Source organism: Mediterraneibacter sp. HA8405 (genome assembly GCF_056148955.1).
This window is the reverse complement of record NZ_CM148758.1, coordinates 2,221,788-2,248,545: the sequence shown is the minus strand read 5'-3', so window position 1 is coordinate 2,248,545 and position 26,758 is coordinate 2,221,788. Positions and strand designations below refer to the sequence as shown.

Genomic DNA, 26,758 nt, shown 5'->3' with positions numbered 1-26,758 from the left:
GAAAATGTTGACATTGGAAAAATTTGAAGAGGCAAGTGAACTTGTAAAAAGAGTGACTAATCCTACAAAGCTTGTTTACAGCGATTATCTGAGTGAGCAGTGCGGCGGAAAAGTGTACTTAAAACCTGAAAATATGCAGCATACAGGAGCTTACAAAATACGGGGCGCATATTATAAAATCAGTACCCTTTCTGATGAGGCGAGAGAAAGAGGACTGATTACGGCATCTGCGGGAAATCACGCCCAGGGCGTGGCGTTTGCTGCAAAAAAATTCGGGTGCAGGGCGACCATTGTCATGCCCACAGTGACACCTCTGATTAAAGTGAACAGGACAAAAAGCTACGGAGCCGATGTAATTCTTTATGGCGATGTGTACGATGATGCATATAATTATGCATGTGAGCTTGCAGAGAAAAACGGTTACACTTTCGTCCATCCGTTTAATGATCTGGATGTAGCAGCCGGACAGGGAACCATTGCAATGGAGATTGTGCAGGAGCTTCCGACAGTTGACTATATTATTGTTCCGGTAGGGGGCGGCGGACTGATTGCAGGAGTTTCCACACTGGCGAAAATGCTGAATCCGAATATCAGGGTTATCGGTGTGGAACCATCAGAAGCAGCCAGTATGACAGCAGCGCTTCAGGCGGGCGAGGTAGTGGAACTGGATTCTGCAAATACGATTGCTGATGGAACTGCCGTGAAGGCGGTAGGAGACAATGTTCTTCCTTATGTTCGGGAAAATGTGGACGATATGCTTCTGGTAGAGGATGATGAGCTGATCGGCGCATTTCTGGATATGGTGGAAAACCACAAGATGATCGTGGAAAATTCGGGACTCCTTTCCGTGGCTGCATTAAAGCAGCTGGACTGCAGGGGGAAGAAAGTAGTCTGCATCTTAAGCGGCGGAAATATGGATGTCATTACTATGTCTTCCATTGTTCAGCACGGCCTGATTCAGCGGGACAGAATCTTCTCTGTTTCTGTTCTCCTGCCGGACAAACCCGGGGAACTTGTACAGGTTGCAAAAACAATAGCGGATGAACAGGGCAATGTTATCAAACTGGAACATAATCAGTTTGTAAGTACAAACAGAAATGCGGCAGTAGAACTGCGTATTACAATGGAAGCATTTGGAACGGAGCATAAAAACAGAATCCTTGATGCATTAGAAAAAGCAGGATTCCGTCCAAAGCTGATCAGCGCAAAACTTTATTAAAAAGGGGACGGAGCCTTTTTCAAAGGGGTCTGTCCCCTTTGGGGAGAATTGTCAGAAAGGAGCTGCATATGTCCAGACGAATACCGAAACCAGGTGATATTTACAAACATTTTAAAGGAAAACAGTATAAGATTCTGCATATTGCCATCAGTACTGAAACGGGAGAGGATGTTGTTGTTTTTGAGGCGCTTCAGGGAGAACATCAGGTATATGTAAGCCTTCTTGAATCTTTTCTGAGTCCTCTGGATACCGGGAAATATCCCCATGCGGATCAGAAGTACCGGTTTGAGCTCTGCCGGAATCAGACGGATGAGCACAGTCTGAAAAAGCTGCGTCACGGAAATACAACTGAATTGATTCTGGAGTTTCTGGATCTGGATGACAATGAATCAAGGGCAGAGTTTCTTCAGAAACATCAGGCCCAGATTGACAGCAGATTTCTGACGGCTGCCGCAGAAAGCCTGGAATTTACAGAGAGGGCGGAGACGTTGGAAGAAAGGTACGCCGCGCTTCTCAGATTTCTGAGAACAAAAATGAGATATGAGGGCGGACGCCTGAGATAAAAAAGCAGGGCTGCCGGCTTTATGCCGGCGCCCCGTTTTTGTTTTTGTATCTGTCAAGAAGGGCGTGGATTTTATCAGTTGGATTCATTACAGCTCCGATGGTAATATCGTGGTTGAAGGAATCAATAATCATTGCCAGAAACTTGCTCATGTCGGCCTGAATAAAATATGGTTTTTCATAAAGTTCCGGCGGGAGATAAGTTAAATTGGTTGTGATGACTTTGTTGATATATCCTTTGTTATAATATTCATCGAATTTATCGAATCCGTCTGTAAACAGACCGAAAGTAGTGCAGACAAATACCCGGGCGGCTTTGCGGTTTTTCAGCTGTTTTGCCACATCCAGCATACTTTCCCCTGATGAGATCATATCATCAACAATAATAACATCCTTTCCGGCCACGTCGTCGCCGAGAAATTCGTGTGCCACAATCGGATTTTTCCCGTTTACGATTCTGGAATAATCTCTTCTTTTATAAAACATTCCCATATCAACGCCCATTACGTTGGAAAAATAAACAGCACGGTGCATTGCGCCCTCATCCGGGCTGATGATCATCATATGCGCTTTGTCCGGTTTCAGATCCGGCACTTCGCGGAAGAGCGCCTTTAAAAACTGATAGGGCGGATTAAAGCTGTCAAATCCGCTCAGAGGAATCGCATTCTGAACCCGGGGATCATGGGCGTCAAATGTGATAATATTAGAAACGCCCATTGCGTTTAATTCCTCCAGCGCCAGAGCGCAGTCGAGAGATTCTCTTCTGGTCCGCTTATGCTGGCGGCTTTCATACAGAAACGGCATGATCACATTGATGCGTTTTGCCTTTCCGGTTGCTGCAGAAATAATACGCTTCAGATCCTGATAGTGGTCGTCCGGCGACATGTGGTTGAGATGACCGCTGACAGTATAGGTAAGGCTGTAATTGCATACATCTGTCATAATAAAAAGATCTGTACCGCGGATCGTTTCTCTGAGGATGCCTTTTGCTTCTCCGGTTCCAAAACGAGGGCAGCAGCAGTCCACCAGATAATTGTTTGATTTGTAATTGACATAAAGAGAGGATTCGGAAACTTCATTGATCGTGTTTTCACGGAATGAAACGATATAATCGTTCACCTTCTGGCCCAGATCTCGGCAGCTTTCCATAGCTACAATTTTCAGCGGGGCCACGGGAAGGGTTTTTTCCAGCAGTTCAATATTTGACATGATTTTCTCCTGTATAAACATAGATTTGAGTTTCGCCCCGGCAGAAGCAATATACTGTCAGCCGGAGAATGCTTCCTATCCGGCTTATATCCGGTCAGGTTAACACATATCTTTTATATCATTTTTTATATTGAAATTCAAGCATGCCTTTGCGGGAAAAGGGAATTATGTTATACTTACAGAGAAATGGTTCCGCAGAAAGCGGATATTTCAGAAATATATAAAGATGCTTTGAAGAGGAGCAGGTTTAAATACATGAAGAAACATATACACAAAATAGCGGCTGTGGAAGAAGGCAGTATTGCCTGGGAACTGGGAATTGAACCTGGCGACCGGCTGCTGTCAATTGACGGGCATGAAATAGAAGATATTTTTGATTACCAGTTCTATGTGGAGGAAGAGGAGCTTCTGCTTCTGATCGAGAAGCCGGACGGCGAAGAATGGGAGCTGGAAATCGAGAAGGATCCGGACGAACAGCTTGGGATTGAATTTGAACAGGGACTGATGGATGAGTATCGTTCCTGCCGGAATAAATGTATTTTCTGTTTTATTGATCAGATGCCTCCGGGGATGCGGGATACGCTGTACTTTAAAGATGATGATTCCCGCCTGTCTTTTCTGCAGGGGAATTATATTACACTGACAAATATGAGTGACAGAGACGTGGAACGGATTGTCCGATACCGTCTGGAGCCGATTAATATTTCCTTTCATACAACAAATCCGGAACTTCGCTGCAGAATGCTTCATAACCGATTCGCCGGAGACGCGCTGAAAAAGGTGGACATTCTGTATCAGGGCGGCATTGAGATGAACGGTCAGATCGTTCTGTGCCGGGGTATCAATGACGGAGAAGAACTGGAGAGAAGCATCCGGGATCTGGGAAGGTATCTCCCGCTTTTAAAAAGCGTCTCTGTTGTGCCGGTGGGCCTTACAAAGTACAGAGAAGGGTTGTGCCCCCTGGAACCATTTACAAAAGAAGATGCGGTAAAAGTACTGGAAGTAATTCACCGCTGGCAGAAGAAATTTTATCAGGAATACGGGCTTCATTTTATTCATGCAGGGGACGAGTGGTATCTGCTGGCTGAGGAAGAACTGCCGGAAGAGGAACGCTATGACGGATATCTCCAGCTGGAAAACGGAGTGGGGATGCTCCGGCTCCTTCTTAATGAATTTGAAGATGTATACCAGAGTCTTGACGGCGGAGATAAAAAAGAGGTTATATCTATTGCTACGGGAAAGCTGGCCTATCCTTATCTTGCGCGTATGGCCCGGAGGATTGAGGAAAAATATCCGGGTATCTGTATTCATGTATACTGCATTCGAAATGAATTTTTCGGGGAGAGGATTACCGTATCGGGACTGATTACCGGACAGGATATTATCTCACAGCTGAAAGGGCAAAGACTGGGTAGTCGGCTGTTGATTCCCTGCAGTATGATGAAGGCTGACGAGGACGTTTTTCTGGATGATTACACGGTAAAAGAACTGTCCGAAGCTTTACAAGTACGGGTTGATATTGTAAAATCAAGCGGACAGGATCTGATCGATTCGATATTAAATGATTAAGGTAAAGGAAGGAAAAGATAGATGAGTAAACCGGTAGTAGCGATTGTCGGACGGCCAAATGTGGGGAAATCTACTTTGTTTAACGCTCTGGCAGGAGAGAAAATTTCTATCGTGAAAGATACTCCAGGGGTTACAAGAGACAGAATTTATGCGGATGTAACCTGGCTGGATAAAGAATTTACAATGATTGACACAGGCGGAATTGAGCCGGACAGCAAGGATGTGATCCTGTCCCAGATGAGGGAACAGGCTCAGATTGCCATAGATACAGCGGATGTAATCCTTTTTCTGACAGATGTCAGGCAGGGACTGACAGATGCGGATTCCAAAGTGGCTGACATGCTCAGAAGATCGGGCAAACCGGTTGTTCTTGTAGTGAATAAAGTAGACAGTTTTGAAAAATACATGCCGGATGTGTATGAATTCTACAATTTGGGGATCGGAGATCCGGTGCCGGTATCAGCGGCTTCCAGACTGGGAATCGGGGACCTGCTTGATCTGGTTATGGAGTATTTCCCGGAGCATGAGGCCGGTGAGGAAGATGACGACCGTCCGAGAGTGGCGATTGTAGGTAAGCCGAACGTGGGAAAATCCTCTATAATTAATCGCCTTCTTGGTGAGAATCGTGTGATTGTTTCTGATGTGGCAGGCACTACAAGAGATGCCATAGATACGGTCATTGTGCATGACCAGAAAGAGTATGTGTTTATTGATACGGCAGGGCTGCGCAGAAAGAGCAGGATTAAGGAAGAACTGGAGCGTTACAGTATTATCCGTACTGTGACGGCAGTGGAGCGTGCAGATGTGGTGCTTATGGTGATTGACGCTGTCGAGGGGGTAACTGAGCAGGATGCCAAAATTGCGGGGATCGCTCATGAAAGAGGCAAAGGCGTTATTATCGTTGTGAATAAATGGGATGCCATTGAAAAGAACGATCGGACAATGCGAGAATACGAAAGCAGGGTCAGACAGGTGATTTCCTATATGCCATATGCAGAAATTATGTATGTCTCTGCTGTTACGGGACAGAGACTGAATCGTCTCTATGATATGATCGACATGATAATCGCGAACCAGACAATGCGGATTGCCACCGGTGTGCTGAATGAGATTATGACAGAGGCGGTTGCCATGCAGCAGCCTCCTTCAGATAAAGGAAAGAGGCTGAAACTGTATTATATTACGCAGGTTTCAGTTAAGCCTCCCACATTTGTTATTTTCGTAAATGATAAGGAACTGATGCATTTTTCCTATACCAGATATCTGGAAAATAAGATCCGCGAGGCGTTCGGATTCCGTGGAACCCCGCTTCGGTTCATTATCAGAGAGAGAAAGGAAAAGGAGCGGTAAAGTATATGGAACGTTTAGTCTGTCTTGCGGTAGGGTATGTATGCGGTCTGCTTCAGACCGGGTATCTGATCGGTGAAATGAGTCATGTGGATATCCGGAAAAAAGGGAGCGGCAATGCAGGAACAACAAATGCGCTGAGAGTACTGGGGTGGAAGGCCGGACTCCTGACATTTGCAGGCGATGTGCTCAAATGTGTGGCGGCCTTTCTGATTGTGTACTATATGTACCGGGGGAGCGACTGCCGTCCGCTCCTGACTATGTACGCGGGAGCCGGGGTAACCCTGGGACATAACTTTCCCTTTTACATGGGGTTCAAAGGAGGGAAAGGAATTGCGGTAATGGCAGGTCTTGTTCTGGTCAACAGTTTCTGGCATCTGCCGTCCAGTCTTCTGATGATTCCGGTGACACTTGCTTTTTTTCTCGTGCCTGTCCTTATAACAAGATACATATCTGTAGGTTCTCTGTTGGCTTATACAGCGTTCCTGATTGAAATGATTATAATCGGACAGCTTGGATGGCTGGACATGGAGGCCGGGTACCGGTATGAACTTTATGGAATTCTGTTCCTTCTGACCGCTCTTGCATGGTACCGTCACAGAGCGAATATCGGGCGTCTTCTGAAGGGAACGGAAAATAAATTCGGAGCAAAGAAAAAGGAGTAAAGGGTTATGGCAAAAGCAGGCGTACTGGGAGCAGGAAGCTGGGGAACTGCACTGTCGGTTCTTCTCAGCGACAACGGACATCAGGTCACAATGTGGTCTATTGATGAAAATGAAGTGAAAATGTTAAATGAAAAACGGGAGCATGAAACAAAGCTGCCCGGCGTAAAGCTGCCGGATCAGCTGCAGATTACAGGAGATCTGGAAGACACGGTACAGGGAAAAGATTTTCTTGTACTGGCTGTACCGTCACCATTTACAAGATCAACAGCGGCAAAAATGAGCCCCTATGTAACTGAGGGACAGATTATTGTGGATGTGGCAAAAGGAATTGAGGAATCTACTCTTATGACCTTGTCTCAGCAGATAAGGCAGGAGATTCCCCAGGCAGATGTGGCAGTACTGTCCGGACCAAGCCATGCAGAGGAAGTCGGCAGAAGGCTTCCCACGACCTGTGTGATCGGAGCAGCTACAAGAAAGACCGCAGAATACCTGCAGTCCATGTTTATCAGCAAAGTATTCCGTGTATATACAAGCCCGGATATTCTCGGCATTGAACTGGGCGGCTCTCTGAAAAATGTTATTGCTCTGGCAGCGGGAATTGCAGACGGACTGGGATACGGAGACAATACAAAAGCAGCGCTGATTACAAGAGGAATCGCGGAGATTGCAAGACTGGGCGTGAAAATGGGCGGAAAAATTGAAAGCTTTACCGGTCTTACAGGAATCGGCGATCTGATTGTAACCTGTGCCAGTGTCCACAGCCGCAACCGGAAAGCAGGATATCTGATCGGGCAGGGAAAGTCTGTCCAGGAGGCGATGGATGAGGTAAAGATGGTAGTGGAAGGTGTTTACTCTGCAAAGGCTGCAGCAAAACTGGCAGAAAGATATCAGGTGTCCATGCCGATTGTAGAGGAAGTAAACAAGGTGCTCTTTGAAGGCAAGGCTCCGGCTGAGGCTGTAGACGATCTGATGATGCGGGAATCCAGAAGTGAGAACCATGCCCTTCAGTGGGAAGAATAAATTTTGAATAAGAATAAAGTCATACCCCCTTTTACGGCTGCATACACTGGTATCAGCAGAACAAGGGGGTATTTTTATGGATTCATTTCAGGTATACAGTGATATGAAAGCCCGGACAGACGGAGAAATCTATATCGGCGTTGTAGGTCCGGTGCGGACAGGCAAGTCAACCTTTATTAAAAGGTTCATGGATCTTCTGGTGCTGCCGAATATGACTGATGAGCATGCCAGAGAGAGGACGCAGGATGAACTGCCCCAGTCGGCATCAGGAACGACAATTATGACTACAGAGCCTAAATTTGTGCCGAAAGAGGCGGCAGCCGTTAAGCTCTCGGATGATGTGGAAGTGAAAATCCGGCTGATCGACTGTGTAGGGTATATGGTGGAGGGCGCTTCCGGACATGTGGAAAATGATGTGGAACGGCAGGTGAAAACACCATGGTTTGAGTATGAGATTCCGTTTACGAAAGCGGCAGCCATCGGAACCCAGAAAGTGATTCACGACCATGCTACAATCGGATTTGTAGTCACCACAGACGGAAGTGTGACCGATCTTCCCAGAGAAAATTATATTCCGGCGGAGGAGAAGACAGTAAAGGAACTTCAGTCCATCGGAAAACCTTTTCTGATTCTTTTAAACTGCCAGAAGCCCTATTCAGATGAGGCACAGAATCTGGCGCGGGAGCTGGGGGAAAAGTACAAGGTGCGGGCCGTTCCGGTGAACTGTGAACAGTTGAAGACAGATGATATCCATGAGATTATGCGCCAGATTCTCTATGAATTTCCTGTAACGGAAGTGGAATTCTATGTGCCTGGATGGGTGGAGATGCTTTCCCGGGACCACAGAATCAGGCAGGATCTTCTGTCCAATATCAGAGCTATTATGGACAGTATGAGTGATATCCGGAGCGCAGTGTCCGGGCTTGTGGAAACAGAAAGTCCGTACATAGATCAGATTACGGTTGCAAAGGTGGAAATGGATACCGGCAGGGTGCAGATCCAGATCAGCTTTGAACAGAAATATTATTATGAAGTCTTAAGTGAGCTGACGGGAACTCAGATCGGTGGGGAATATGAACTGATCCGGACCATGAAAGAACTCTCTGCCATGAAACAGGAATTCAGTCAGATCAAAGACGCTTTTGCAGATGTGAAAATGAAAGGATACGGAGTGGTGAGCCCGTCAAAAGAAGATATTAAACTTGACGAACCGGTAATTATTAAGCAGGGAAGTAAATTTGGCGTAAAGATCCGTTCCGAGGCGCCTTCTATTCATATGATACGGGCAAACATAGAGACAGAGATTGCCCCCATTGTAGGAAATGAACAGCAGGCTCAGGATCTGGCGGACTATATTAAAAAAGAAAGCGAGAGCCCGGAAGGAGTCTGGGGAACCAACATATTTGGAAAATCTGTGGAAGAGCTGGTTATGGACGGAATGCGGAATAAACTGACGATGATTAACGATGAAAGCCAGGTAAAACTTCAGGACTCCATGCAGAAGATTGTAAACGATTTCAACGGCGGCCTGGTGTGCATCATTATATAAGAATTCGGATTTGTCGAAGAGCTGTGAGTGGAGAGGCGTCCGAAAACACCTGGATACCAGGAGATTGGATAATCGGATCTGGAAATGAGGGATATGTGCTTTTGTTTCCGTTCCGCAGATAAAGAAAAACTAAAAAACCTGACGACAGGCTAAGAGCAAAATTTACAGCAGAAAACTCGCATTCGCTCAGACAATTCTGCTGTAAATTTTAACGCCTGCCGCCAGGTTTTCTGTTTTTCTAATATCTGCTCCAAAGTCACCAAAAGCACACATCCCTCATTTCCAAAAGTCGCATCCAATCGGCGGTATCCCGCTGTTTTCTGCGCACATCCAGTCAGCAGTATCCCCGACAATTCCGAATTTCAGAAAACAGGAAAAAACCGGAGCTGTTCCGACTGCAGCTGGTTGGATCTAAAGCATCACTACTGCCTGGATCACCTGCCGTCTCCGTCGTTAAAGCACCCCTTTCATTTTTAGTTTATGAGGATCTGCGAAGGAAATTTCCGAACTGAGGAACAGAAAAACGGAAGTGCAGAAAGTTTTTTGGATGCGCCTTTCAGAAGGGGGGGGACAGGGAATTCTGATGACTTTGGAATGAGTTTAGAAAAATAGGAACCTGAGAATCAGCGTCAGGATTTACAGCGGGCTCTGTCCGAGCGCATGCGAGTTAGCCCGCTGTAAATCCTGTTTTTAGCTGATTTCCAGGTTCCGTTATTTTTCTTAACTCATGGAACGGAAACAGAATTCCCTGTCCCCCTCTTCTGAATCCGTCTGCTAAAAACTTTTTTCCTTCCGAATTCTGCGTTTTTCTCCGGAGATTCCCTTCGACAAATCCGAATTCATAAAAGTTCCTTTATTGGTGGCGAGAGAGTATAATGGGGTTACGGATTAAGAAGTATTAAGGAGACTGCAAGAATGCAAAGCGGGAATATATATGAAGGACTGCTGTCTTTCCGGGGTGTCTGGCGGGAATATCAGGCGAGGATTCTCAGGGAGGCGGACTTATATCTGGAAGATAAAAGAATCCATATTGTAGCGGCTCCCGGCGCCGGGAAAACGACACTGGGAATTGAACTGATCCGAAGAAGCGGAAGACCCTGCCTGATTCTTTCGCCGAGGATTATCATACGTCAGCAGTGGCTGGAGCGAATTTATGAATCATTCATATCCCCCGGGAAAAGAATGGAGGCAGAGAAGTATTTTTCTGCTGATATACGTTGCCCCGGGCTGATTACATCTGCTACGTATCAGACATTGTTCTGCGGCATGACAGGGAAAAAAGAGACGGAGGAAGGGGAAAAGGAAGACGGGAAAGAAAAGGAAGAAGCAGACATTTCAGGGGATCAGCTGATCCGCAGGCTGAAAGAAGCCGGAATCGGTACGATCTGTCTGGATGAGTGTCATCATCTGAAAAATGAGTGGTGGAAGGCTCTGGAGGCCTTTATGGCTCAGATGGAAGATGTGACAGTCATTGCTTTGACAGCGACGCCGCCTTACGATTCCACGCCAGGACAGTGGGATCGATATATACGGATGTGCGGACCCATTGATGCAGAGATAACGGTGCCTGAGCTTGTAAAAGAAGGCAGTCTCTGTCCCCATCAGGACTATGTATGGTTTAATTATCCGTCTGAGGAAGAGGACCGGCAGGTGCGTCGTTTCCGGGAGGACGCGGACGAGATGTTTCAGACTCTGATGGAGGACAGGCAGCTCTATGAAGCGGCAGCTTCTCATAAAGCTCTTTTCAGATATGAGGAATTCTGTGATCCCATGCTGGAGAATCCGGAGTATCTGTCGGGTCTGCTTATTTACTGTCAGACCCGTGGAATTCCGTTTTCCGGCCAGTGGCTGCAGGTTCTGGGAGTAAAAGAACTTCCGGAAATGAATGAAAAGTGGATGGGATATTTCCTTCAGGGCATTCTTTTTGACAGCAGTGGCAGCTGCCCGGTTCCGGAAGAATTCAGATCTGCACTTAAAAAGGAACTGAAGGCAAGAGGGCTTATTAAGCAGAATAAAGTGAGTTTTCTTGTGAATGACAAACTGGAGAAAATGCTGATTAACAGCCGGGGAAAACTGGACAGTATTCTGCAGATAGCTGCCTGCGAACATGCTTCTCTGGGAGAAAATCTAAGAATGTTGATTCTGACCGATTATATCCGGCAGGAGTACAGAAACGCAATTGGAAATCCAGACAGAGAACTTCTCTCGACAGGGGTCCTTTCAATATTTGAACTGCTGAGGCGAAAAGGAGCAGGCTGGAGGCTGGGAGTTCTCTGCGGAACATGGATTATTCTTCCGGATACGGCCGTAGATGCATTTTGTGAAGAAGCCGGAAGTGAGTGCTCCGGGTATTTTCCGGCATTCCGCAGGCTCAGAGGAGCAGACGGAGAAGAAGTGGGATATAGTGAATTGGCTCTCAAAGAGAAAAAGGATATCTGTATCCGGGCTATGACCCGTGTCTTTGAACGCGGGTATATACAGATCCTGACCGGAACCCGGTCGCTTCTGGGGGAAGGATGGGATTCGCCCTGTATCAACTCGCTGGTTCTGGCAAGCTATGTAGGATCCTATGTGACATCTGCGCAGATGCGCGGAAGAGCGGTTCGAAGAGATATACAGCATCCGGATAAGGTGAGTAATATCTGGCATCTGGTATGTATCTGTGACGCAAAAGAAGCGAAGGAAAAGAGAAAAATGGGAATTGAAAATCCGGAGCTGTCCGAAGATTATTACACTCTGGAACGGAGGATGAAAGGAGTGCTTGGCGTGAACTATGACGGCGGAGTCATTGAGAATGGAATAGAACGCATGAGCGTCATATCTCCTCCATACACCCGGATGCATGTTGCTGAAATTAATGAAGAAATGGCGGCCAGAAGCGGGCAAAGAGATGTGGTCGCGGCTCAATGGCAGACGGCTGTATCGCTGGACGGAAGGATGGAAATGGCAGACGCATGTACGGCAAAACGCAGAACGCTGCGGCCGGGAGTCAGATTTTATCATGCCCTGGCAGCTCAGATCATCTGTACCATTATCCAGATCTGCAATATGGTTTTACGTTTTTTCATCCGAACAGGAAGGGGCTGGGAAAATCCGGTATTTTTCCTGATTACAGGTATATTTTTCATTTGTACAGTTCTGTTCGGCAGCAGAATTATTCAGCTCCTTTTTCCGGAAAGCAGATTTCGTGCTCTCGGGAATTCTGTTCTTGCGGCCCTGAAAGAAGCTGGTTATATTACCTCAGCCTGTCAGGTTATGACGGAGAGAAACAGAGAATTTGAGTTTTTCTCCTGGCTGAAGGGAGGAACGGATCGGGAAAAAGGTATCTACGCGGATACTCTCCGGCAGGCAATGGCTCCGGCCGAAAATCAGCGCTATCTGCTTGCGGCCGGCAGAATCCGGAAAGGAGCAGTGGAGTATTACTGTGTACCAGAGCTGTTTTCCGGTTCCAGGCAGAAGGCAGAAAGCTTTCAGAGAGCTATGCTGTCTGTTATGGGAAGAAACAATCTGATATATACCAGAAATCCGGCCGGGCGCAGAGTGCTGCTGAAAGCCAGAGCGTCTTCATTCTTTAACCGCAATGACCGCTGCGCGGACCAGAAAAAGTATATCAGGGGAAATTTAGAATAAGGGAAACAGGGAAAGGAATGGAAATAACGCAGAAACTAAAGCTTGAACCCTGGCACCATGGATATTATAATACAAGGAAAGGGCTGAATGGAGGCAAAAGAATGAGTGTACTATATGAAAAACTGGAAGCATGTTATAAATACTATCAGTCAGTAACTGATTTTGTACCCCGGGTAGGACTGATTCTCGGTTCAGGGCTGGGCGGATATGCAAAAAATATGAAAGTGGAAAAAGAGATTCCCTATGGAGACATTCCGGGATTTCCGGTATCTACTGTACAGGGACACGATGGGAAGTTCCTGCTTGGATATATCGGGGAAGTACCTGCAGTTGTTATGAAGGGCAGGGTTCATTATTACGAAGGATATTCCATGCAGGACGTGGTGCTCCCCACCCGTTTGATGAAGCGTATGGGCATTGATATTCTTTTTCTGACCAATGCGTCCGGCGGTATAAAAAAGGGATTTCAGGTGGGAGATTTTATGATGATTACAGATCAGATCTCCAGTTTTGTCCCTTCTCCTCTGATCGGAGAAAATGTATCCGAGCTGGGAGAAAGGTTTCCGGATATGACGCATATTTATGATCCGGATCTGATGAACCTGATCCGGAAGACAGCAGAAAAAGAGAATATTGCTATTCAGGAGGGAATCTATCTGCAGACTACAGGGCCTAATTTTGAGAGCCCGGCAGAGATTCGCATGTACGCGGCGCTTGGAGCAGATGCCGTGGGAATGAGCACGGCCTGTGAAGCAATGGCAGCGCGTCATGCAGGAATACGGGTATGCGGGATTTCCTGTATTTCCAATATGGCAAGCGGGCTCTCTGACGAGGAACTGAGTCATCTGGATGTCCAGGCCGTTGCAGACAAGCGGTCCGGAGATTTTGAACGGCTTGTAACAAAAATAATTGAGCAGATGTAGAGGAAGGAACGGACAGGGAGATGAAAACAAGGATATATAATGCAAGAATACTTTCTATGGAACCGGATCAGCCCATATTTGACGGGGAGATCTGGATTGATGGAGACATGATTTCCTATGTGGGACCGGAGAAAGATGGAGGAGAAACAATCTGGGATGAACAGATTGACGCACAGAGAAATCTGATTATGCCCGGATTTAAAAACGCGCATACGCATTCTGCCATGACGTTTCTTCGCTCCCATGCAGACGATATGAAACTGGATGAATGGCTGAACACCCGGGTATTTCCGGCTGAGGCAAAATTGACCGGTGAGGACGTTTACTGGCAGACAAAGCTGGCGGTGATGGAGTATCTCACCAGCGGTATTACATCTGTATTTGACATGTATATGTTTCGGGCAGACGGAGCCAGAGCGATGCGGGAGTGCGGATTCCGCAATGTGTTCTGCGAGAGTATTAATAATTTTGGCGGAACTCTGGAGCAGGTGGAGTCTGACTATCATACTTATAATCAGGACGAGGACAGGCTTATCTCCTATCAGCTGGGATTCCATGCAGAATATACAACCAGCCGGGAAATGATGGAGGGTCTGGCCGCTCTTTCTGAAAAATATCAGATTCCGGTATATGTGCACTGTTCGGAGACAAAAAAGGAAGTAGAGGACTGCAGGAGCCGGACAGGCATGTCTCCTGTGGCCTATATGGATTCTCTGGGGCTTTTCCGGTACGGCGGCGGGCTGTTCCACGGCGTGCATATGGATGAAGGGGATTTTGATATCATTAAAAAACGCGGTCTGTACGTGGTGACAAATCCTGCATCCAATCTGAAGCTTGCAAGTGGTATTGCTCCGGTTAAAAGATATCTTGACGAGGAAATTCCGCTGGCAATCGGCACGGATGGAGCTGCAAGCAATAACTGTCTGGATATGTTCCGGGAAATGTTTCTTGTGACCGGACTTCAGAAAGTAGTATGTGATGACCCGGAGGTAGTTCCTGCCAGAGAAGTGCTGAAGATGGCAACGGTAATCGGCGCGCATGCTATGGGCCTTGCGGAGTGCGACAGGCTTGCGCCGGGGAAGAAGGCGGACCTGATCATGATTGATCTGACGCAGCCGAATATGCAGCCGCTTCAGAATATCGAGAAAAATGTTGTATACAGCGGAAGCAAGCAGAATATAAAGATGACTATGGTCGGAGGAAAAGTTCTTTACCGGGATGGGGAATTTTTCATAGGATGCAGTCCGAGTAAAGTTTATGAAAAAGCCGGTGAGACTGTAAAGAGAATTTTAGGAGTAAAGGACTGAGAATCATTTACGGACAGACGGCAGGCATGTATTGTGCAGAAAGAAAAAACGGAATCGTCCGCAGGGGCGGAGTTGGAAGAAAGGGGTACTTAGGATGAAAGCAGCAATATTTACAATAGATTCAGGTATTTATAAGGCAAAAGCTGAGAGCGCGGCGGCTACGGCGCTGAAGCGCATGCTGGAGCATGTGGGATTTCAGGTAAAGGCAGCAGGCGCTCTGCCGCAGGACAGGGCTATGACAGCTGAAGTTATGAGACAGCTCTCGGACGCGTCTGCCGTTGATCTGATCCTGACTACGGGCGCGGTAGAGTACGGGGAGGAAGACTGTGCGCCGGATGCACTGATGGATGTGGCCGACAGACTTCTGCCGGGAATACCGGAAGCATTGAGAGCTTATAATATCCGTTATTCAAAAAAAATAATTCTGGACCGTTCAGCGGCAGGCATAAGGAAAAAAACATTGCTGATTAATCTTCCGGAAAGCGCAAAGACGGCAAAAGAAGATATGGAGTATATTCTGCCTGAGGTGGTGCAGGTTGTGGAGGCACTCAGTTTATGATAAAAGTAACATACCTGGGGCACAGCGGTTTTCTGGCAGAGCTGGAGGACGTCTGTCTTCTGTTTGACTACTATAAGGGAGAACTGCCAGAGATGGATCCGGATCAAAAAATGGCTGTTTTTGTCAGTCATTCTCATTACGACCACTACAGAAAGGATATTTTCCGCCTCAGGGATAAATTCGGGCAGATTCGGTTCATTCTTTCAGACGATGTACCCGCGGCGGAAGAAGAGGATGTTATTTTTGTCCGGCCAAATGAGTGCAGAGAAGTTCTGGGACTTGATATTACGACGCTCCGTTCCAATGATGAAGGGGTGGCTTTTCTTGTAAAATATAAAAACAGAACTATCTATCACGCCGGTGATCTGAACTGGTGGCACTGGGAAGGAGAACCGGATGCATATAATACAAAGATGCGCCGTTCCTACCAGTCGGAAATTAATAAGCTTCAGAAAGAAAAGATTGACGTGGCGTTTGTTCCCGTAGATCCGCGCCTTGGAGAGCAGTACTGCCTGGGGCTGGACTGCTTTATGAAGCGTACGGAAACAGCTAAGGTTTTCCCTATGCATTTCTGGGGAACCTATGATATATTCGACAGACTTTTTCTGGAAAAATGTACGGAAGATTACCAGGACAGAATTATGAGAATTGACAGGGAAGGACAGACTTTTCTGCTGGAAGAGTAAAAACGGCGGGAAATACAGAAAGGATACGAAATGCTTGTAAAACTTTATACAGACGGAGCCGCCCGGGGCAATCCGGACGGACCCGGCGGATATGGCAGTGTGCTTGAATATGTGGACACAAAAGGAGAGCTGCACGTCAAGGAGCTTTCTCAGGGATATGTCCGCACAACCAATAACCGGATGGAACTGATGGCGGTGATCTCCGGGCTGGAAGCGCTCAATCGTCCCTGTACGGTGGAAGTTTATTCGGATTCTCAGTATGTCGTCAATGCATTTAACCAGCACTGGGTGGACAACTGGATACAAAAAGGCTGGAAAAGAGGAAAAAATGAACCGGTAAAAAATGTAGATCTGTGGAAGCGTCTTCTTCAGGTAAAAGAACCTCATAATGTATCTTTTTACTGGGTAAAAGGCCATGACGGACATCCGCAGAATGAACGCTGTGATCAGCTTGCCACCACAGCGGCTGACGGAGATGATCTGATCGTTGACGAAGGCGTTTGAAAATAGTATAATGAAAATCTGTGTTAAGTAAGACAGACAATCGCGGCTGCGGATGCCGAAAGGCTGCAGACGAGGAAAGTCCGGGCTTCACAGGGCAGGATGCCGGATAACGTCCGGTGGAGGTGACTCCAAGGCCAGTGCAACAGAAATAAACCGCCGGGACCTCGGTTCCGGTAAGGGTGGAAAGGCAGTGTAAGAGACTACCGCCTTTCTGGTAACAGAAAGGGCACATGTAAACCCCATTCGAAGCAAGACCGGATAGAAGCAATGTGGCGGCCCGTCACGCTTCAGGTTGGTCGCTTGAGCACAGCGGCAACGCTGTGCCTAGATAGATGATTGTCCAACGACATAACCCGGCTTATCGTCTTGCTTAACACAGAAATAAAATGTATACAGATATACAGCGCGTCTATTATATATAAAATTAAAGTACAGGTAAATTTTATTCAGGCGAAAAGGCTCCGGATATCTGACTACAGACAGGAGAGTGACAAGATTATGGGAATGACTGTAAATGCAGAGCTTCCGCTTCCTTCAGATTTGAAGGAAGAATACCCCCTTTCTCCGGAAATTCTGAAGATTAAGGAGAAAAGGGATAAGGAGATCCGGAGTATCTTCACCGGAGAATCGGATAAATTTATTGTAATTGTGGGGCCATGCTCCGCGGATAATGAAGATGCGGTATGCGAGTATGTAAACCGTCTGGCAGAAGTAAATGAAAAGGTGTCGGACCGGCTTATGATTATACCGCGTATTTATACAAATAAACCCCGTACAACAGGAGAAGGCTATAAAGGAATGCTCCATCAGCCGGAACCGGATCAGGCTCCGGATCTTCTGGCAGGCATTATTGCCATCCGGAAAATGCACACACGCGCGATTCAGGAAAGCGGACTGACCGCTGCGGATGAGATGCTTTATCCGGAAAACCGGAGCTATCTGGATGATATTCTGTCCTATGAGGCAATCGGCGCCCGGTCCGTGGAAAATCAGCAGCATCGGCTTACAGCCAGCAGCATGGATATTCCGGTCGGCATGAAAAATCCCACCAGCGGCGATTTTTCCGTCATGCTTAATTCCGTTGTGGCGGCTCAGAGCGGGCATACTTTTATCTACCGGGGCATGGATGTGACGACAGCGGGCAACGATCTGGCTCATGTAATATTAAGGGGAGGTGTCGATAAATACGGCACCTGTATTCCGAATTATCACTATGAAGATCTGGAGCGGCTGCTGGACGCTTATCAGAAAAGGAACCTGAAAAATCCGGCTGCCATTGTGGATGCCAACCACTCCAATTCCAACAAAAAGTTCCGCGAACAGATCCGGATCGTAAGCGAAGTGCTTCACAGCAGGAACTACAATCCGGAACTGAAGACACTGGTGAAAGGTGTGATGATCGAAAGTTATCTGGAAGAAGGCTGCCAGAAAATTGACGAGAACCGGGTGTACGGTAAGTCCATAACCGATCCGTGCCTGGGATGGAAAGATACGGAACGGCTGATCTATAAGATCGCGGATGAGTGCTAGGAAATAATCAGAAAATTAAAATATCAGAAAAATATATTCGGCGGCGGTATGCAGAAAGAATCGACATACCGCCGCCGATTCTTTCTGCCAGTGTTTTTTATGATAGTTCTGTATACTCACAAATGCAGCCGGTTTTTTCAAGAAAGTCCTCCTGAAGTTCAGAAAGAATTTCCGGATTTGTTCCGGCGGGAACTTTCAGCATAAGCGATCTTGATGCCGGAAGATAAGAAGGGTTCTTTTTCAGAGAGACGCCATATTTTGCACATAAATTGCAGGCATTCTGAATGAGCGCGTTCTGATTGACTTTATCTGCGATGCGGATGTGCCATCCGGTCTGATCTGCGGCTCTCTGAAGAATCTCATGGTATCTTTGTCCAAAGGCAGGCGAAATAAAGCTAAGTTCAAAATACCGGTTCTCCTGGTCCTGTCTCAGACTCTTCTTTTCCGGCGAGGCCGGAACAGCTGAAAACTCATGGTCAATACAGGATAAAGCCAGATTCTGCTCAATCGGCTCTGTATCCGGAGAAGCAGGATAAAAATCCATATTGTTTTTCTCGCCGGTCGGAAGATTTATATCAGAAGAAACATATCCCGTATCCTTGCAGTCTGAGTCACTGTTTTCTGCTTTAACAACACCTTTTTTATCATACAGCTGTCCGTTTATGTTCAGCGCCCAGCCGGTTTTTCTGCAGAATTCTGCCGCGGCGGACTCATCGGAAGCAGCAGCGTCCATATCTGATGAGTCAGACAGGGTGACAGTATAACATTTTCGATCAATATAATATGAAGTTTTTAACAGTCTGTCTGTAAACAGCGTGTATAGCAGAACGCCTGCCGCATTATGGTTTACGGACGGATTAACCCTGACTGTCCAGCCGGTTTCGCTGTGGAACTTTTCTGCCATTCGGGAAAAAATATCCATATTAAGGGTGTCCGGATAATCAAAGAGCAGAAGAATTTCCTTAACATTCGTATGATAGCTGATTTTCCGGTAATTATATTCACAGAATATATTTTTAATATACTCTTCGATGTCTTGTATTGTTAATTCTTTTGGGGCGAGAGATTCTGCGACAACTTCCTTTGAATTTGCTTCAAAAAGGAAAAGCTGGCGTGTGTTTAGTGAAAAATACGGGCTTTCCATAAGACACGTCTGCATATCCTGCAGAACAGAATCGTCAGTTATCCGTTTGCCGTACCAGATATATGCGATTTGCGAGACGGGAAAATGCTTTCCGGAGTAGTGCTCATTCCAGTAATTCCACAGCAATTTGCCATCTTCCGGTCGGAATGCCTCTTTTTTCTGCATAGTAAAAGAAGGGACGAAAGGGATCTGCTTTCGTTTTGTACGTATGCTGATTTCATATTCTCTGCCGCATTCCGGCAGATATACGTTTCTGCGGAAATCCTCAGCAGAAAGTTCATTCCCAAGTTCATGTATCACATCTGTATTTCCGTGCACAAGAAAAATCCGGCGGGAGGAAAGACGATCGAGAAGCGCGGTTATCTCAGCCTTATCTCCATGCGCCGAAAGCCCAACCTGCTCGATACGGCAGCGGACCGGATATGTAACGCCGTCCAGAGTGATTTTCCGCTCTGAGGCGCCATCAGAATCACCGGAATTTTCCAGCAGATTCAGAAGCTTCCGCCCCGGGGATTCTTCATCCTGATAGCCGGTGATAATGATGCAGGCGTTTTCAGAGGTGACAAGGCTGCGCGCGTACTGTGTACTTGGTCCGCCGGTAAGCATTCCGGAGCTGGAGACGATTATGAGAGGAGACTTTCCTGAGAGCAGTTCATCCCGTTTCTGATTCGGCGCCACTGCCTGGATTTCTTTTGTATAGAATGGCTCATTTCCTTTCAGGATCCTTCGCGCAAGGGCGTTTTTCAGAAAAGTAGGATTTCGAGTGTACATGGTATTAATATCCCGTACCATGCCGTCCACATATACCGGTACAGCCGGTATCTCTCCGTTCTGGAACGCAGCCCGCAGAATCAGAAGCACTTCCTGCGCACGCCCCAGAGCAAAGCAGGGGATCAGGATTTTCTGCCCTTTTTCAATACATTCGCTGACGAGAGAGATGAGCCTGCGTTCCTCCACCTGACGATTGGAATGCAGACGATTGCCGTATGTCGTCTCTACAATGGAGACGTCCGGACGCAGTTTCGGGATATGAATGCCTTCTATTGTACGCTGGGAAAAGGCTGAAAAGTCGCCCGAATAAAAAACAGAGCCTTCTTCTGTGGTTATATAAATGCATGCGGCGCCTGCAATGTGTCCTGCAGGATAAAAAGTAACAGTGAAATTATCAAATAGCTGCAGGGATGTCTGATATCTTACAGGCGTGATACGATTCAGCATAGAAAGCACATCCTGTTCTGTATAATGCGGTATTTCATCTTCACGATAATTCATAATTTTCAGACTGTCATATAACAGAACTCTTGTCAGATCCGCCGTCATGGCTGTCATATAGATCTTTGCGTTTGGATAAGCCTTACTGATAATAGGAAGCGTTCCGATATGATCCATGTGCGCATGACTGATCAGAATGGCATCCAGTCCGCCCTGTGTCTGGATTGTCGCAAAATCGGGAATAGGATCTTTAGATCCGGACTGCCGGATTCCACAGTCCATAAGAATCCGTTTCCCGGATATATTAAGATAGATGCAGCTGCCGCCGATTTCCATAGTGCCGCCCAGAAAGTAAAATTTCATATTGTATTGCCTTTCTCATATTAAAAATCAGCCTTTTACCAAAGCCTTATCCATTGTAGCATGCCACGGGGGTTTATGATAGAATGAAATGAGAAAAAGTGAAAATGAAAAGGAAGTATCTATGATTAGGAGAATTGAGAAATAAAGTCGATAAAATATGGGAAGTGTTCTGGACCGGAGGCATTACGAATCCACTGGAAGTAATCGAGCAGTTTACATACCTGCTCTTTATAAAACAGCTGGACGACGTGGAGACAACAAAGGAAAACGGGGCAAGCTTTCTGGGCATTGATTACCAGGGGATTTTCCCGGAAGAATGTCAGAAATACCGCTGGAGCAGATTCAAGAATCTTGGTGACGCTTAGGAAATATATAACCTTGTTTTAAATGAGGTATTTCCTTTTATAAAAATTCTTCATGGAGACGGGAACTCCGCCTACAGCAAATACATGGGTGACGCCATTTTTAAGTGCCCACACCGGCTATGCTGAAAAAGCTGATCAACGGGATCGATGGACTGGAACTGGGGGACTCTGACAGCAAAGCTTCTTTCCAAAGTTGCTACGGCAGGTACAAACGGCCAGTTCCGCACATCAAGACATATCATAAAAGGCGGATGAGATGGTACTGACAGTCCATAGGTGGTTTGCCAACAAGTCCTGTCCGGGCAATTGGCTGTATGCCAGAATGGGTGATCTGGCTGAGAAGGTTACAGCGGCGCTGGGAGGAAGTTCTGATTCGGGCGGAGGTTCTGTGGTAAAGGGTACGCAGGCATTGGTTTTGAAGAATCTTTCTGAGGCAGACGAGATCAAGAAGATCGGCGCTCTGTTCACGGCAGATCAGAAGAAATGTGGGGTTCTTGCTTCTGTATCGTTGGCACAATTTATTCTGGAATCCGGGTATGTCAAGAGTGAACTGGTACAGAATCCCAATAATATCTTTGGGATGAAGTGCAGCCTGTCCGGAAATAACTGGAGCGGGTCAAGGTGGGAGGGAAAGAGCAAGTACACGAAGAAAACGCAGGAACAGCATACAGACGGAAGCTATGAGACGATCACAGCGGATTTCCGGAAGTATCCCTGTATTGAGGATTCGATCGCTGACCATTCCGCTTATCTGCTTGGTGCTAAGAATGGTAGCAAGTTCAGGTATGACGAGCTGAAGGGCTACACGGATTATAAGAAAGCAGTGCAGATCATCAAGGATGGCGGCTATGCGACAAGTCTGACTTATGTGGAGAAGCTGATTTCCATTATTGAAAAATGGAAGCTGACTGCACTGCTTATGACGTGAAGGATTCTGGCGAGGCAGAACCGATTCGATGGTATCGGGTGAGGCAAAGCTAGACTGACAGTAAGAGCCAGAAGGGAGCTTATAAGATTCTGTAGAATGCGAAGAAATGTGCGGATCAGAATCCGGGGCATAAGGTATTCGACGTAGCTGGGAATGTGGTGTATGAGCTAGAGAAGGAAGAGGTGGATGTTCCGTTTCTGGCAAAGGTCAGTATTTCGGATCTGAATATCAGGAAGGGATCTGGCATTGATTATGGAAGAACCGGGAAGTTCATCGGTCCGGGTGTTTTTACGATTGTGGAAATGAAATCCGGGAAAGGAGCTTCGGTTGGATGGGAAAGGTTGAAGAGCGGAGCAGGGTGGATTTCTTTGGATTATGTGAAGAAAATTTAAGAATACAGGTTTCTGAAAAAGGTTCTTTGAGCGTAAAAACTCAGAGAACTTTTTTTGTTGCAGAGAATAAGAGAATATTGCAGAAAAGCTGGTAAAAGGAATGATAGTTGCGGAACAAAGATTGTGGTTGCAGAACACGACTTTAAAATACACGTTGATGAAATTGGACTAGAAATGTTGCAAAAATCACCTTATATATTGATGAAAACACAACTTAGTGTTATGCTGACTGCAGATCCGAAGTAGATATCAGAACCAGAAAGCATAGGAGGTTTCATCATGAGCGAACAGGTACAGAAGGATTTTTTGCGAAAAAGAATGATAGAGTTGCGCGAGAAGAACCATAAATCTCAGTCTGAGATGGCAGAGCTTCTTCACTGTAATAAGTCAACTCTTTCCAGAGTGGAAAAGATTGGAGATCCAACAAGCTATAAAAATGTACTGAGCTACGCTGAGATGTACTGTACAGCTTTGGAGTTGACGAAGGAACAGAAGAAGCTTTTCCTGCGTGGGGAAAAGGTTGTTGTCACAGACACATCCGCATTACTTAAAACAGGCACCTCCAAATTAATTAAAAATGTTCAGCTCATCGATGAATTGAGTAAGGAATATAGCATGGTTGTTGTCCCTCAGATTGTTATCGATGAGCTGGATAATATAAAGGACAGAAATATAAATAACCTTGCTGCTAAGGCATGGCAGATTTTGAAGAGCATCGGCGATAATCCTAATGTTATCACGATGGATTATGAAGGAAAAGAAGATGATGGAAACAACGACAGTAAAATAGTGGCTGTGGCAAGGAAAGCGGCAGAGGAATTTAATTGTCAGGTGGATGTTATCACGAATGACGCTGGATTTGCAGCAAGGCTAAGTGGTGATGAAACTGTTAAGGCGCTATATTTGGAAAATTATTATGCTACAAAACAGGATTTAATGGATTTTGGCAGTATAAAAAAAATCGATCAATATTATGCTAATTCATATGATGATATTGAGACTGTTTTGGGAATAACTATTCCGAATTCAAAAGATATCAACGCTTATCTTGAAAATGGGGACACGCTTATCATTTCTGTGGTAAGAAATAAACAAAAACCATTTAATCAGAGAAAAGAAAAGATAAGGTGGTTAATTGAACATGGTGCAGATGTAAATCGGAGAGATAGCAAACAACACTACTTTCCACCCCTTTCTCATTCAATTCAAATTAATGATTTTGATATGTTTATGTTTTTACTACATGAGTGCAAAGCTAATCCCAATGTAGGGAGCAGAGATCCTTATGACACAAGTAAATTCATGCAGAAAAGAAAGAATGAAAAGACGATTAAGAACGATGGGAACATGCCTCTTATGATTGCCGCCTGGGATAATAAGATTCAGTATGTAAAAGAACTTTGTGCAGATGAACGGACAAGCTTAAATCAGCAGGATAGCAATGGTTTTACCGCACTGATAAAGGCGTGCTACTGGGGATGGCTTGAATGCAGAGATATTATCATTAAAGCGGGGGCGGATCAGAAGATTGTTGATCGTGATGGATATACCGCAGAAGATCGCTACAATGAGTTTCTTGAAACTGGTCGAAGAAAGAATGCCAATTTTAAGAAAAAGCAAAAATGGGGAGGTCAGCGGAAAAAATCATGATAGACCGAATATGTATATCAATAAATAATCGATGTAATCTTTCCTGCCGATATTGTCATTTTCATGAGAAGGGGAAGATTGAAGCTGCAGACATGGATGTATTTGAAATTCTTGACAATGTCAAAAAATATGCTGGCGATAAGTTCAAAATAGGATTTGTTGGAAATGGAGAGTGCTTTTTGGACTGGCCTTTGCTTAAGGCCTATATTTCCTATCTTGAAGACTCTCCCAATATTAGTGCTTATACCATAACAAACGGAATGGTAAATCTCGCAGAGAGTGACTGGAAATTTTTGGAGGATCACAAAATAAATGTTGGCTTCTCCATAGATGGCTATAGAGAGCTGCATAATTTGAATCGCTGCGATTCCTTTGATAGAGCAATGGAGACTGTGGAGTATTACAAACAGGTTACAGGTCATTACCCAACATTCAACGCCACTGTCGGAAGGGATAGCTTAGAAAATGCCGATGGAGTAATAGCTTTCTTTAAACCCCTTGGTACCAGGGTTACTTTTTCCCGGATGATAGGCAGATACGGGATATCTCTGCAGGAATATAGGGACTTTCTGGACAATGCGGAAAAGAAAATTCCGGTAAGACGCGGTGGAAATGACTGCACTATGTATGGAGGACAGTGCGGTTCCGGAATTAATAATTATTATTTCGCAAACGGCAAGGTGTATTACTGCGGGAATTGCATTGATCTTCCGCCGATTGGATCGAGTGGTATATCTTTTGAAAAATTGGAAAAAATCACTTTGGATTTTGACCGAAACTACTGTTATAAGGAGTTTGTATGCGAATAGGATTATATGGAATGCCCACAGCGGGGAAAACGCATATTCTGAATAAGATAGATTTTATAGAAGTCGCAAACGGTAGCAAGCTTCTTCGTGAATATGATCCGGATTTTGATATTCGTGACAAAGCGGGAAGGGAAAAAGGCAGAAAGGCGCTTGCTCAGCGGATGATGGCAAAGGAAACCTTTATCATGGATGGACATTATGCTTTCGGTGATGAAATCGTCTTCACTGAGGATGATGGGAAAATGTATGATGTATATCTGTATCTCTATGTCTCACCGGATATTATAAAAGAACGCATGGAGACTTCTGATAAGAATCGGAAGTATTTGAAGTATAATATTACTGAATGGCAAAATGCGGAGATTGCCGGACTGAGGAAATATTGCCAGGATAACGGCAAGGATTTTTATGTTCTTGATAATCCACCGGATAACTGTTTCGAGGATGTTTCCGGCATCATAGAGTTTATCTGGGAAATCATAAAAGGGTATAGTTGCGCAGTCTATGCCAGAGAATGTGCAGATTATATAATCAAAAAAAGCAAATCTGATACCATCGTGCTTCTGGATGGGGATAAAACACTAACTATCGAGGACAGTAGTGGAACCATTTTCGGATATAAAACGTGTTTGTATGATGGAAACTTTTATACTGGTTATCAGGCATGGAAGCAGAACGAGGAATTCAAGAAGTATTCGTTTGCTGATCTTACTGAAATGCCGGTCCATTTCAATGGAACAGTGAAAAATGCCATCACCGAAGATACCTATATCCTGACATCTGGTCATGAGAGAATATGGAGGTTTATTGCAAAACACCTGGGATTGGATTTTTTCTATGGTACCCAGATGTCAGCTGAGACAAAGTTTTTTATTACAAAGCATCTTCAGGCAGCAGGGAAGCACGTTATCGCCTATGGAGATGGAATGAATGACTATTTTATGCTCAAACAGGCTGATGAAGGATATCTGGTGGCAAAGCCGGACGGAACTATCAGCAGATCCTTGAAGGGAAGGAACACGGAGGGTTTAATCATTGTATGAATTAAAAAGAACAGAAGAGATAAATAAGCTAATTGCAATAACAAAATCCGATTCAGGAATATCAGGACCTGAATTGGCTAAAGCCCATATTAGGTTGGGGATGGCTATGGGCAAACGGATAACGGGACTTTCACCAGAAGATACAACAATTGTTGCAATGCTCAGAGGTGGAATTTTCTTTGCTGAGGGAATGTATTTTGCTATGGGGTGTAGGTTCCAGACATATGATCCTAAACATGAGCAGTTTGTCAGACCGGAAACGAAGAATGTTATTCTTGTAGATTCTGTCATAAATACCGGAAAGACACTTCTGGAAATACTGGATCCGGATATGAAAGTGGCCTGTTGTGTGATAAATGAGCAGGCAGTGCCAATGTTTGATGATATACTATATACGGTCAGAGTCTCAAAAAACTCATTTGTTGGGAAGAATGTAAAGAAACAGGAGGGGAAAGTTGGTCCGGATACCACGATGCGGTTATTTAACCAATTATAATACAAGAGAAAAAGATACTTATTTGACCAGGTCGAGATTACGGGCCTGGTCTTTTTGTAAGCGCCCAATATTAATGCG

General features: G+C 45.6%; 22 protein-coding genes, 1 other RNA gene and 1 pseudogene. 22 read left to right on the top strand and 2 right to left on the bottom strand.

The genetic code is table 11. The annotated features are described in order from the left end of the window. Window positions 1-4 precede the first annotated feature (4 nt). Window positions 5-1,219, top strand: a complete 1,215-nt coding sequence (gene ilvA / locus AC0QUU_RS10620; RefSeq protein ID WP_474542690.1) for a threonine ammonia-lyase — start codon at window positions 5-7, stop codon at window positions 1,217-1,219. Window positions 1,220-1,287: 68 nt separating this feature from the next. Further along, the gene (locus tag AC0QUU_RS10615; RefSeq protein WP_474542689.1) at window positions 1,288-1,782 is read left to right on the top strand and encodes a DUF1653 domain-containing protein; all 495 of its coding nucleotides are present in this window, start codon (window positions 1,288-1,290) and stop codon (window positions 1,780-1,782) included. A 19-nt stretch (window positions 1,783-1,801) separates the two neighbouring features. On the opposite strand, the gene AC0QUU_RS10610 is transcribed toward AC0QUU_RS10615, so the two are convergent. Continuing rightward, window positions 1,802-2,989 (bottom strand): ribose-phosphate pyrophosphokinase, encoded by a 1,188-nt coding sequence (locus AC0QUU_RS10610; RefSeq protein WP_474542688.1) that lies wholly within the window; start codon window positions 2,987-2,989, stop codon window positions 1,802-1,804. A 255-nt stretch (window positions 2,990-3,244) separates the two neighbouring features. Here AC0QUU_RS10610 and AC0QUU_RS10605 point away from each other — a divergent pair, with 255 nt between their 5' ends. The 13 genes from AC0QUU_RS10605 (at window position 3,245) to AC0QUU_RS10545 (ending at window position 18,278) form a co-directional block, all read left to right on the top strand. After that, complete coding sequence (locus AC0QUU_RS10605) at window positions 3,245-4,558, top strand: DUF512 domain-containing protein (protein WP_474542687.1); 1,314 nt, start codon at window positions 3,245-3,247, stop codon at window positions 4,556-4,558. A gap of 21 nt (window positions 4,559-4,579) precedes the next feature. Then, a complete protein-coding gene (gene der / locus AC0QUU_RS10600) occupies window positions 4,580-5,908 on the top strand; it encodes a ribosome biogenesis GTPase Der (protein WP_474542686.1) in 1,329 nt (442 codons plus the stop codon). Between the two features lie 5 nt (window positions 5,909-5,913). Continuing rightward, entirely contained in the window at window positions 5,914-6,570 is a 657-nt protein-coding gene (gene plsY, locus AC0QUU_RS10595; protein ID WP_474542685.1) for a glycerol-3-phosphate 1-O-acyltransferase PlsY, read from the top strand. Between the two features lie 6 nt (window positions 6,571-6,576). Beyond that, window positions 6,577-7,590, top strand: a complete 1,014-nt coding sequence (locus AC0QUU_RS10590; RefSeq protein ID WP_474542684.1) for an NAD(P)H-dependent glycerol-3-phosphate dehydrogenase — start codon at window positions 6,577-6,579, stop codon at window positions 7,588-7,590. A 76-nt stretch (window positions 7,591-7,666) separates the two neighbouring features. Next, complete coding sequence (spoIVA, locus tag AC0QUU_RS10585) at window positions 7,667-9,139, top strand: stage IV sporulation protein A (protein ID WP_474542683.1); 1,473 nt, start codon at window positions 7,667-7,669, stop codon at window positions 9,137-9,139. Between the two features lie 915 nt (window positions 9,140-10,054). Then, entirely contained in the window at window positions 10,055-12,769 is a 2,715-nt protein-coding gene (locus AC0QUU_RS10580; protein ID WP_474542682.1) for a DEAD/DEAH box helicase family protein, read from the top strand. 101 nt (window positions 12,770-12,870) lie between these two features. Then, entirely contained in the window at window positions 12,871-13,692 is an 822-nt protein-coding gene (locus AC0QUU_RS10575; RefSeq protein ID WP_474542680.1) for a purine-nucleoside phosphorylase, read from the top strand. A gap of 20 nt (window positions 13,693-13,712) precedes the next feature. After that, window positions 13,713-14,999 (top strand): amidohydrolase family protein, encoded by a 1,287-nt coding sequence (locus AC0QUU_RS10570; protein ID WP_474542678.1) that lies wholly within the window; start codon window positions 13,713-13,715, stop codon window positions 14,997-14,999. 94 nt (window positions 15,000-15,093) lie between these two features. Beyond that, the gene (locus AC0QUU_RS10565; protein WP_474542676.1) at window positions 15,094-15,558 is read left to right on the top strand and encodes a MogA/MoaB family molybdenum cofactor biosynthesis protein; all 465 of its coding nucleotides are present in this window, start codon (window positions 15,094-15,096) and stop codon (window positions 15,556-15,558) included. Next, window positions 15,555-16,244, top strand: coding sequence for an MBL fold metallo-hydrolase (locus AC0QUU_RS10560; RefSeq protein WP_474542674.1), 690 nt, complete (start codon window positions 15,555-15,557; stop codon window positions 16,242-16,244). The genes AC0QUU_RS10565 and AC0QUU_RS10560 overlap by 4 nt, the downstream gene beginning before the upstream one ends. A gap of 30 nt (window positions 16,245-16,274) precedes the next feature. Then, window positions 16,275-16,748 carry a ribonuclease HI gene (gene rnhA / locus AC0QUU_RS10555; RefSeq protein ID WP_474542672.1) on the top strand — a complete coding sequence of 158 codons (474 nt, stop codon included), beginning with the start codon at window positions 16,275-16,277 and terminating at the stop codon, window positions 16,746-16,748. Between the two features lie 24 nt (window positions 16,749-16,772). Continuing rightward, an RNA gene (rnpB, locus tag AC0QUU_RS10550) (RNase P RNA component class A) lies at window positions 16,773-17,125 on the top strand. Between the two features lie 121 nt (window positions 17,126-17,246). After that, window positions 17,247-18,278 (top strand): 3-deoxy-7-phosphoheptulonate synthase, encoded by a 1,032-nt coding sequence (locus AC0QUU_RS10545; RefSeq protein WP_474542671.1) that lies wholly within the window; start codon window positions 17,247-17,249, stop codon window positions 18,276-18,278. Window positions 18,279-18,375: 97 nt separating this feature from the next. Here AC0QUU_RS10545 and AC0QUU_RS10540 read toward each other — a convergent pair whose 3' ends face one another. Then, a complete protein-coding gene (locus AC0QUU_RS10540; protein WP_474542668.1) occupies window positions 18,376-20,997 on the bottom strand; it encodes an MBL fold metallo-hydrolase in 2,622 nt (873 codons plus the stop codon). Between the two features lie 134 nt (window positions 20,998-21,131). Here AC0QUU_RS10540 and AC0QUU_RS10535 point away from each other — a divergent pair. The 7 genes and pseudogenes from AC0QUU_RS10535 to AC0QUU_RS10505 all read left to right on the top strand — a co-directional run. Then, window positions 21,132-21,608 (top strand): annotated as a pseudogene (locus AC0QUU_RS10535) (type I restriction-modification system subunit M N-terminal domain-containing protein); the annotation flags it as partial. Between the two features lie 10 nt (window positions 21,609-21,618). Next, entirely contained in the window at window positions 21,619-22,290 is a 672-nt protein-coding gene (locus AC0QUU_RS10530) for a glycoside hydrolase family 73 protein (protein WP_474542666.1), read from the top strand. 331 nt (window positions 22,291-22,621) lie between these two features. Further along, window positions 22,622-22,777, top strand: a complete 156-nt coding sequence (locus AC0QUU_RS10525; RefSeq protein WP_474542664.1) for a hypothetical protein — start codon at window positions 22,622-22,624, stop codon at window positions 22,775-22,777. Window positions 22,778-22,961: 184 nt separating this feature from the next. After that, the gene (locus AC0QUU_RS10520) at window positions 22,962-24,332 is read left to right on the top strand and encodes an ankyrin repeat domain-containing protein (protein ID WP_474542663.1); all 1,371 of its coding nucleotides are present in this window, start codon (window positions 22,962-22,964) and stop codon (window positions 24,330-24,332) included. Beyond that, the gene (locus tag AC0QUU_RS10515) at window positions 24,305-25,141 is read left to right on the top strand and encodes a radical SAM protein (RefSeq protein ID WP_474542661.1); all 837 of its coding nucleotides are present in this window, start codon (window positions 24,305-24,307) and stop codon (window positions 25,139-25,141) included. The genes AC0QUU_RS10520 and AC0QUU_RS10515 overlap by 28 nt, the downstream gene beginning before the upstream one ends. Further along, complete coding sequence (locus AC0QUU_RS10510) at window positions 25,132-26,184, top strand: HAD family hydrolase (RefSeq protein ID WP_474542659.1); 1,053 nt, start codon at window positions 25,132-25,134, stop codon at window positions 26,182-26,184. Before AC0QUU_RS10515 ends, AC0QUU_RS10510 begins: the two co-directional genes overlap by 10 nt. Further along, entirely contained in the window at window positions 26,177-26,680 is a 504-nt protein-coding gene (locus AC0QUU_RS10505) for a phosphoribosyltransferase (protein ID WP_474542657.1), read from the top strand. Before AC0QUU_RS10510 ends, AC0QUU_RS10505 begins: the two co-directional genes overlap by 8 nt. The last annotated feature ends 78 nt before the right edge of the window (window positions 26,681-26,758 follow it).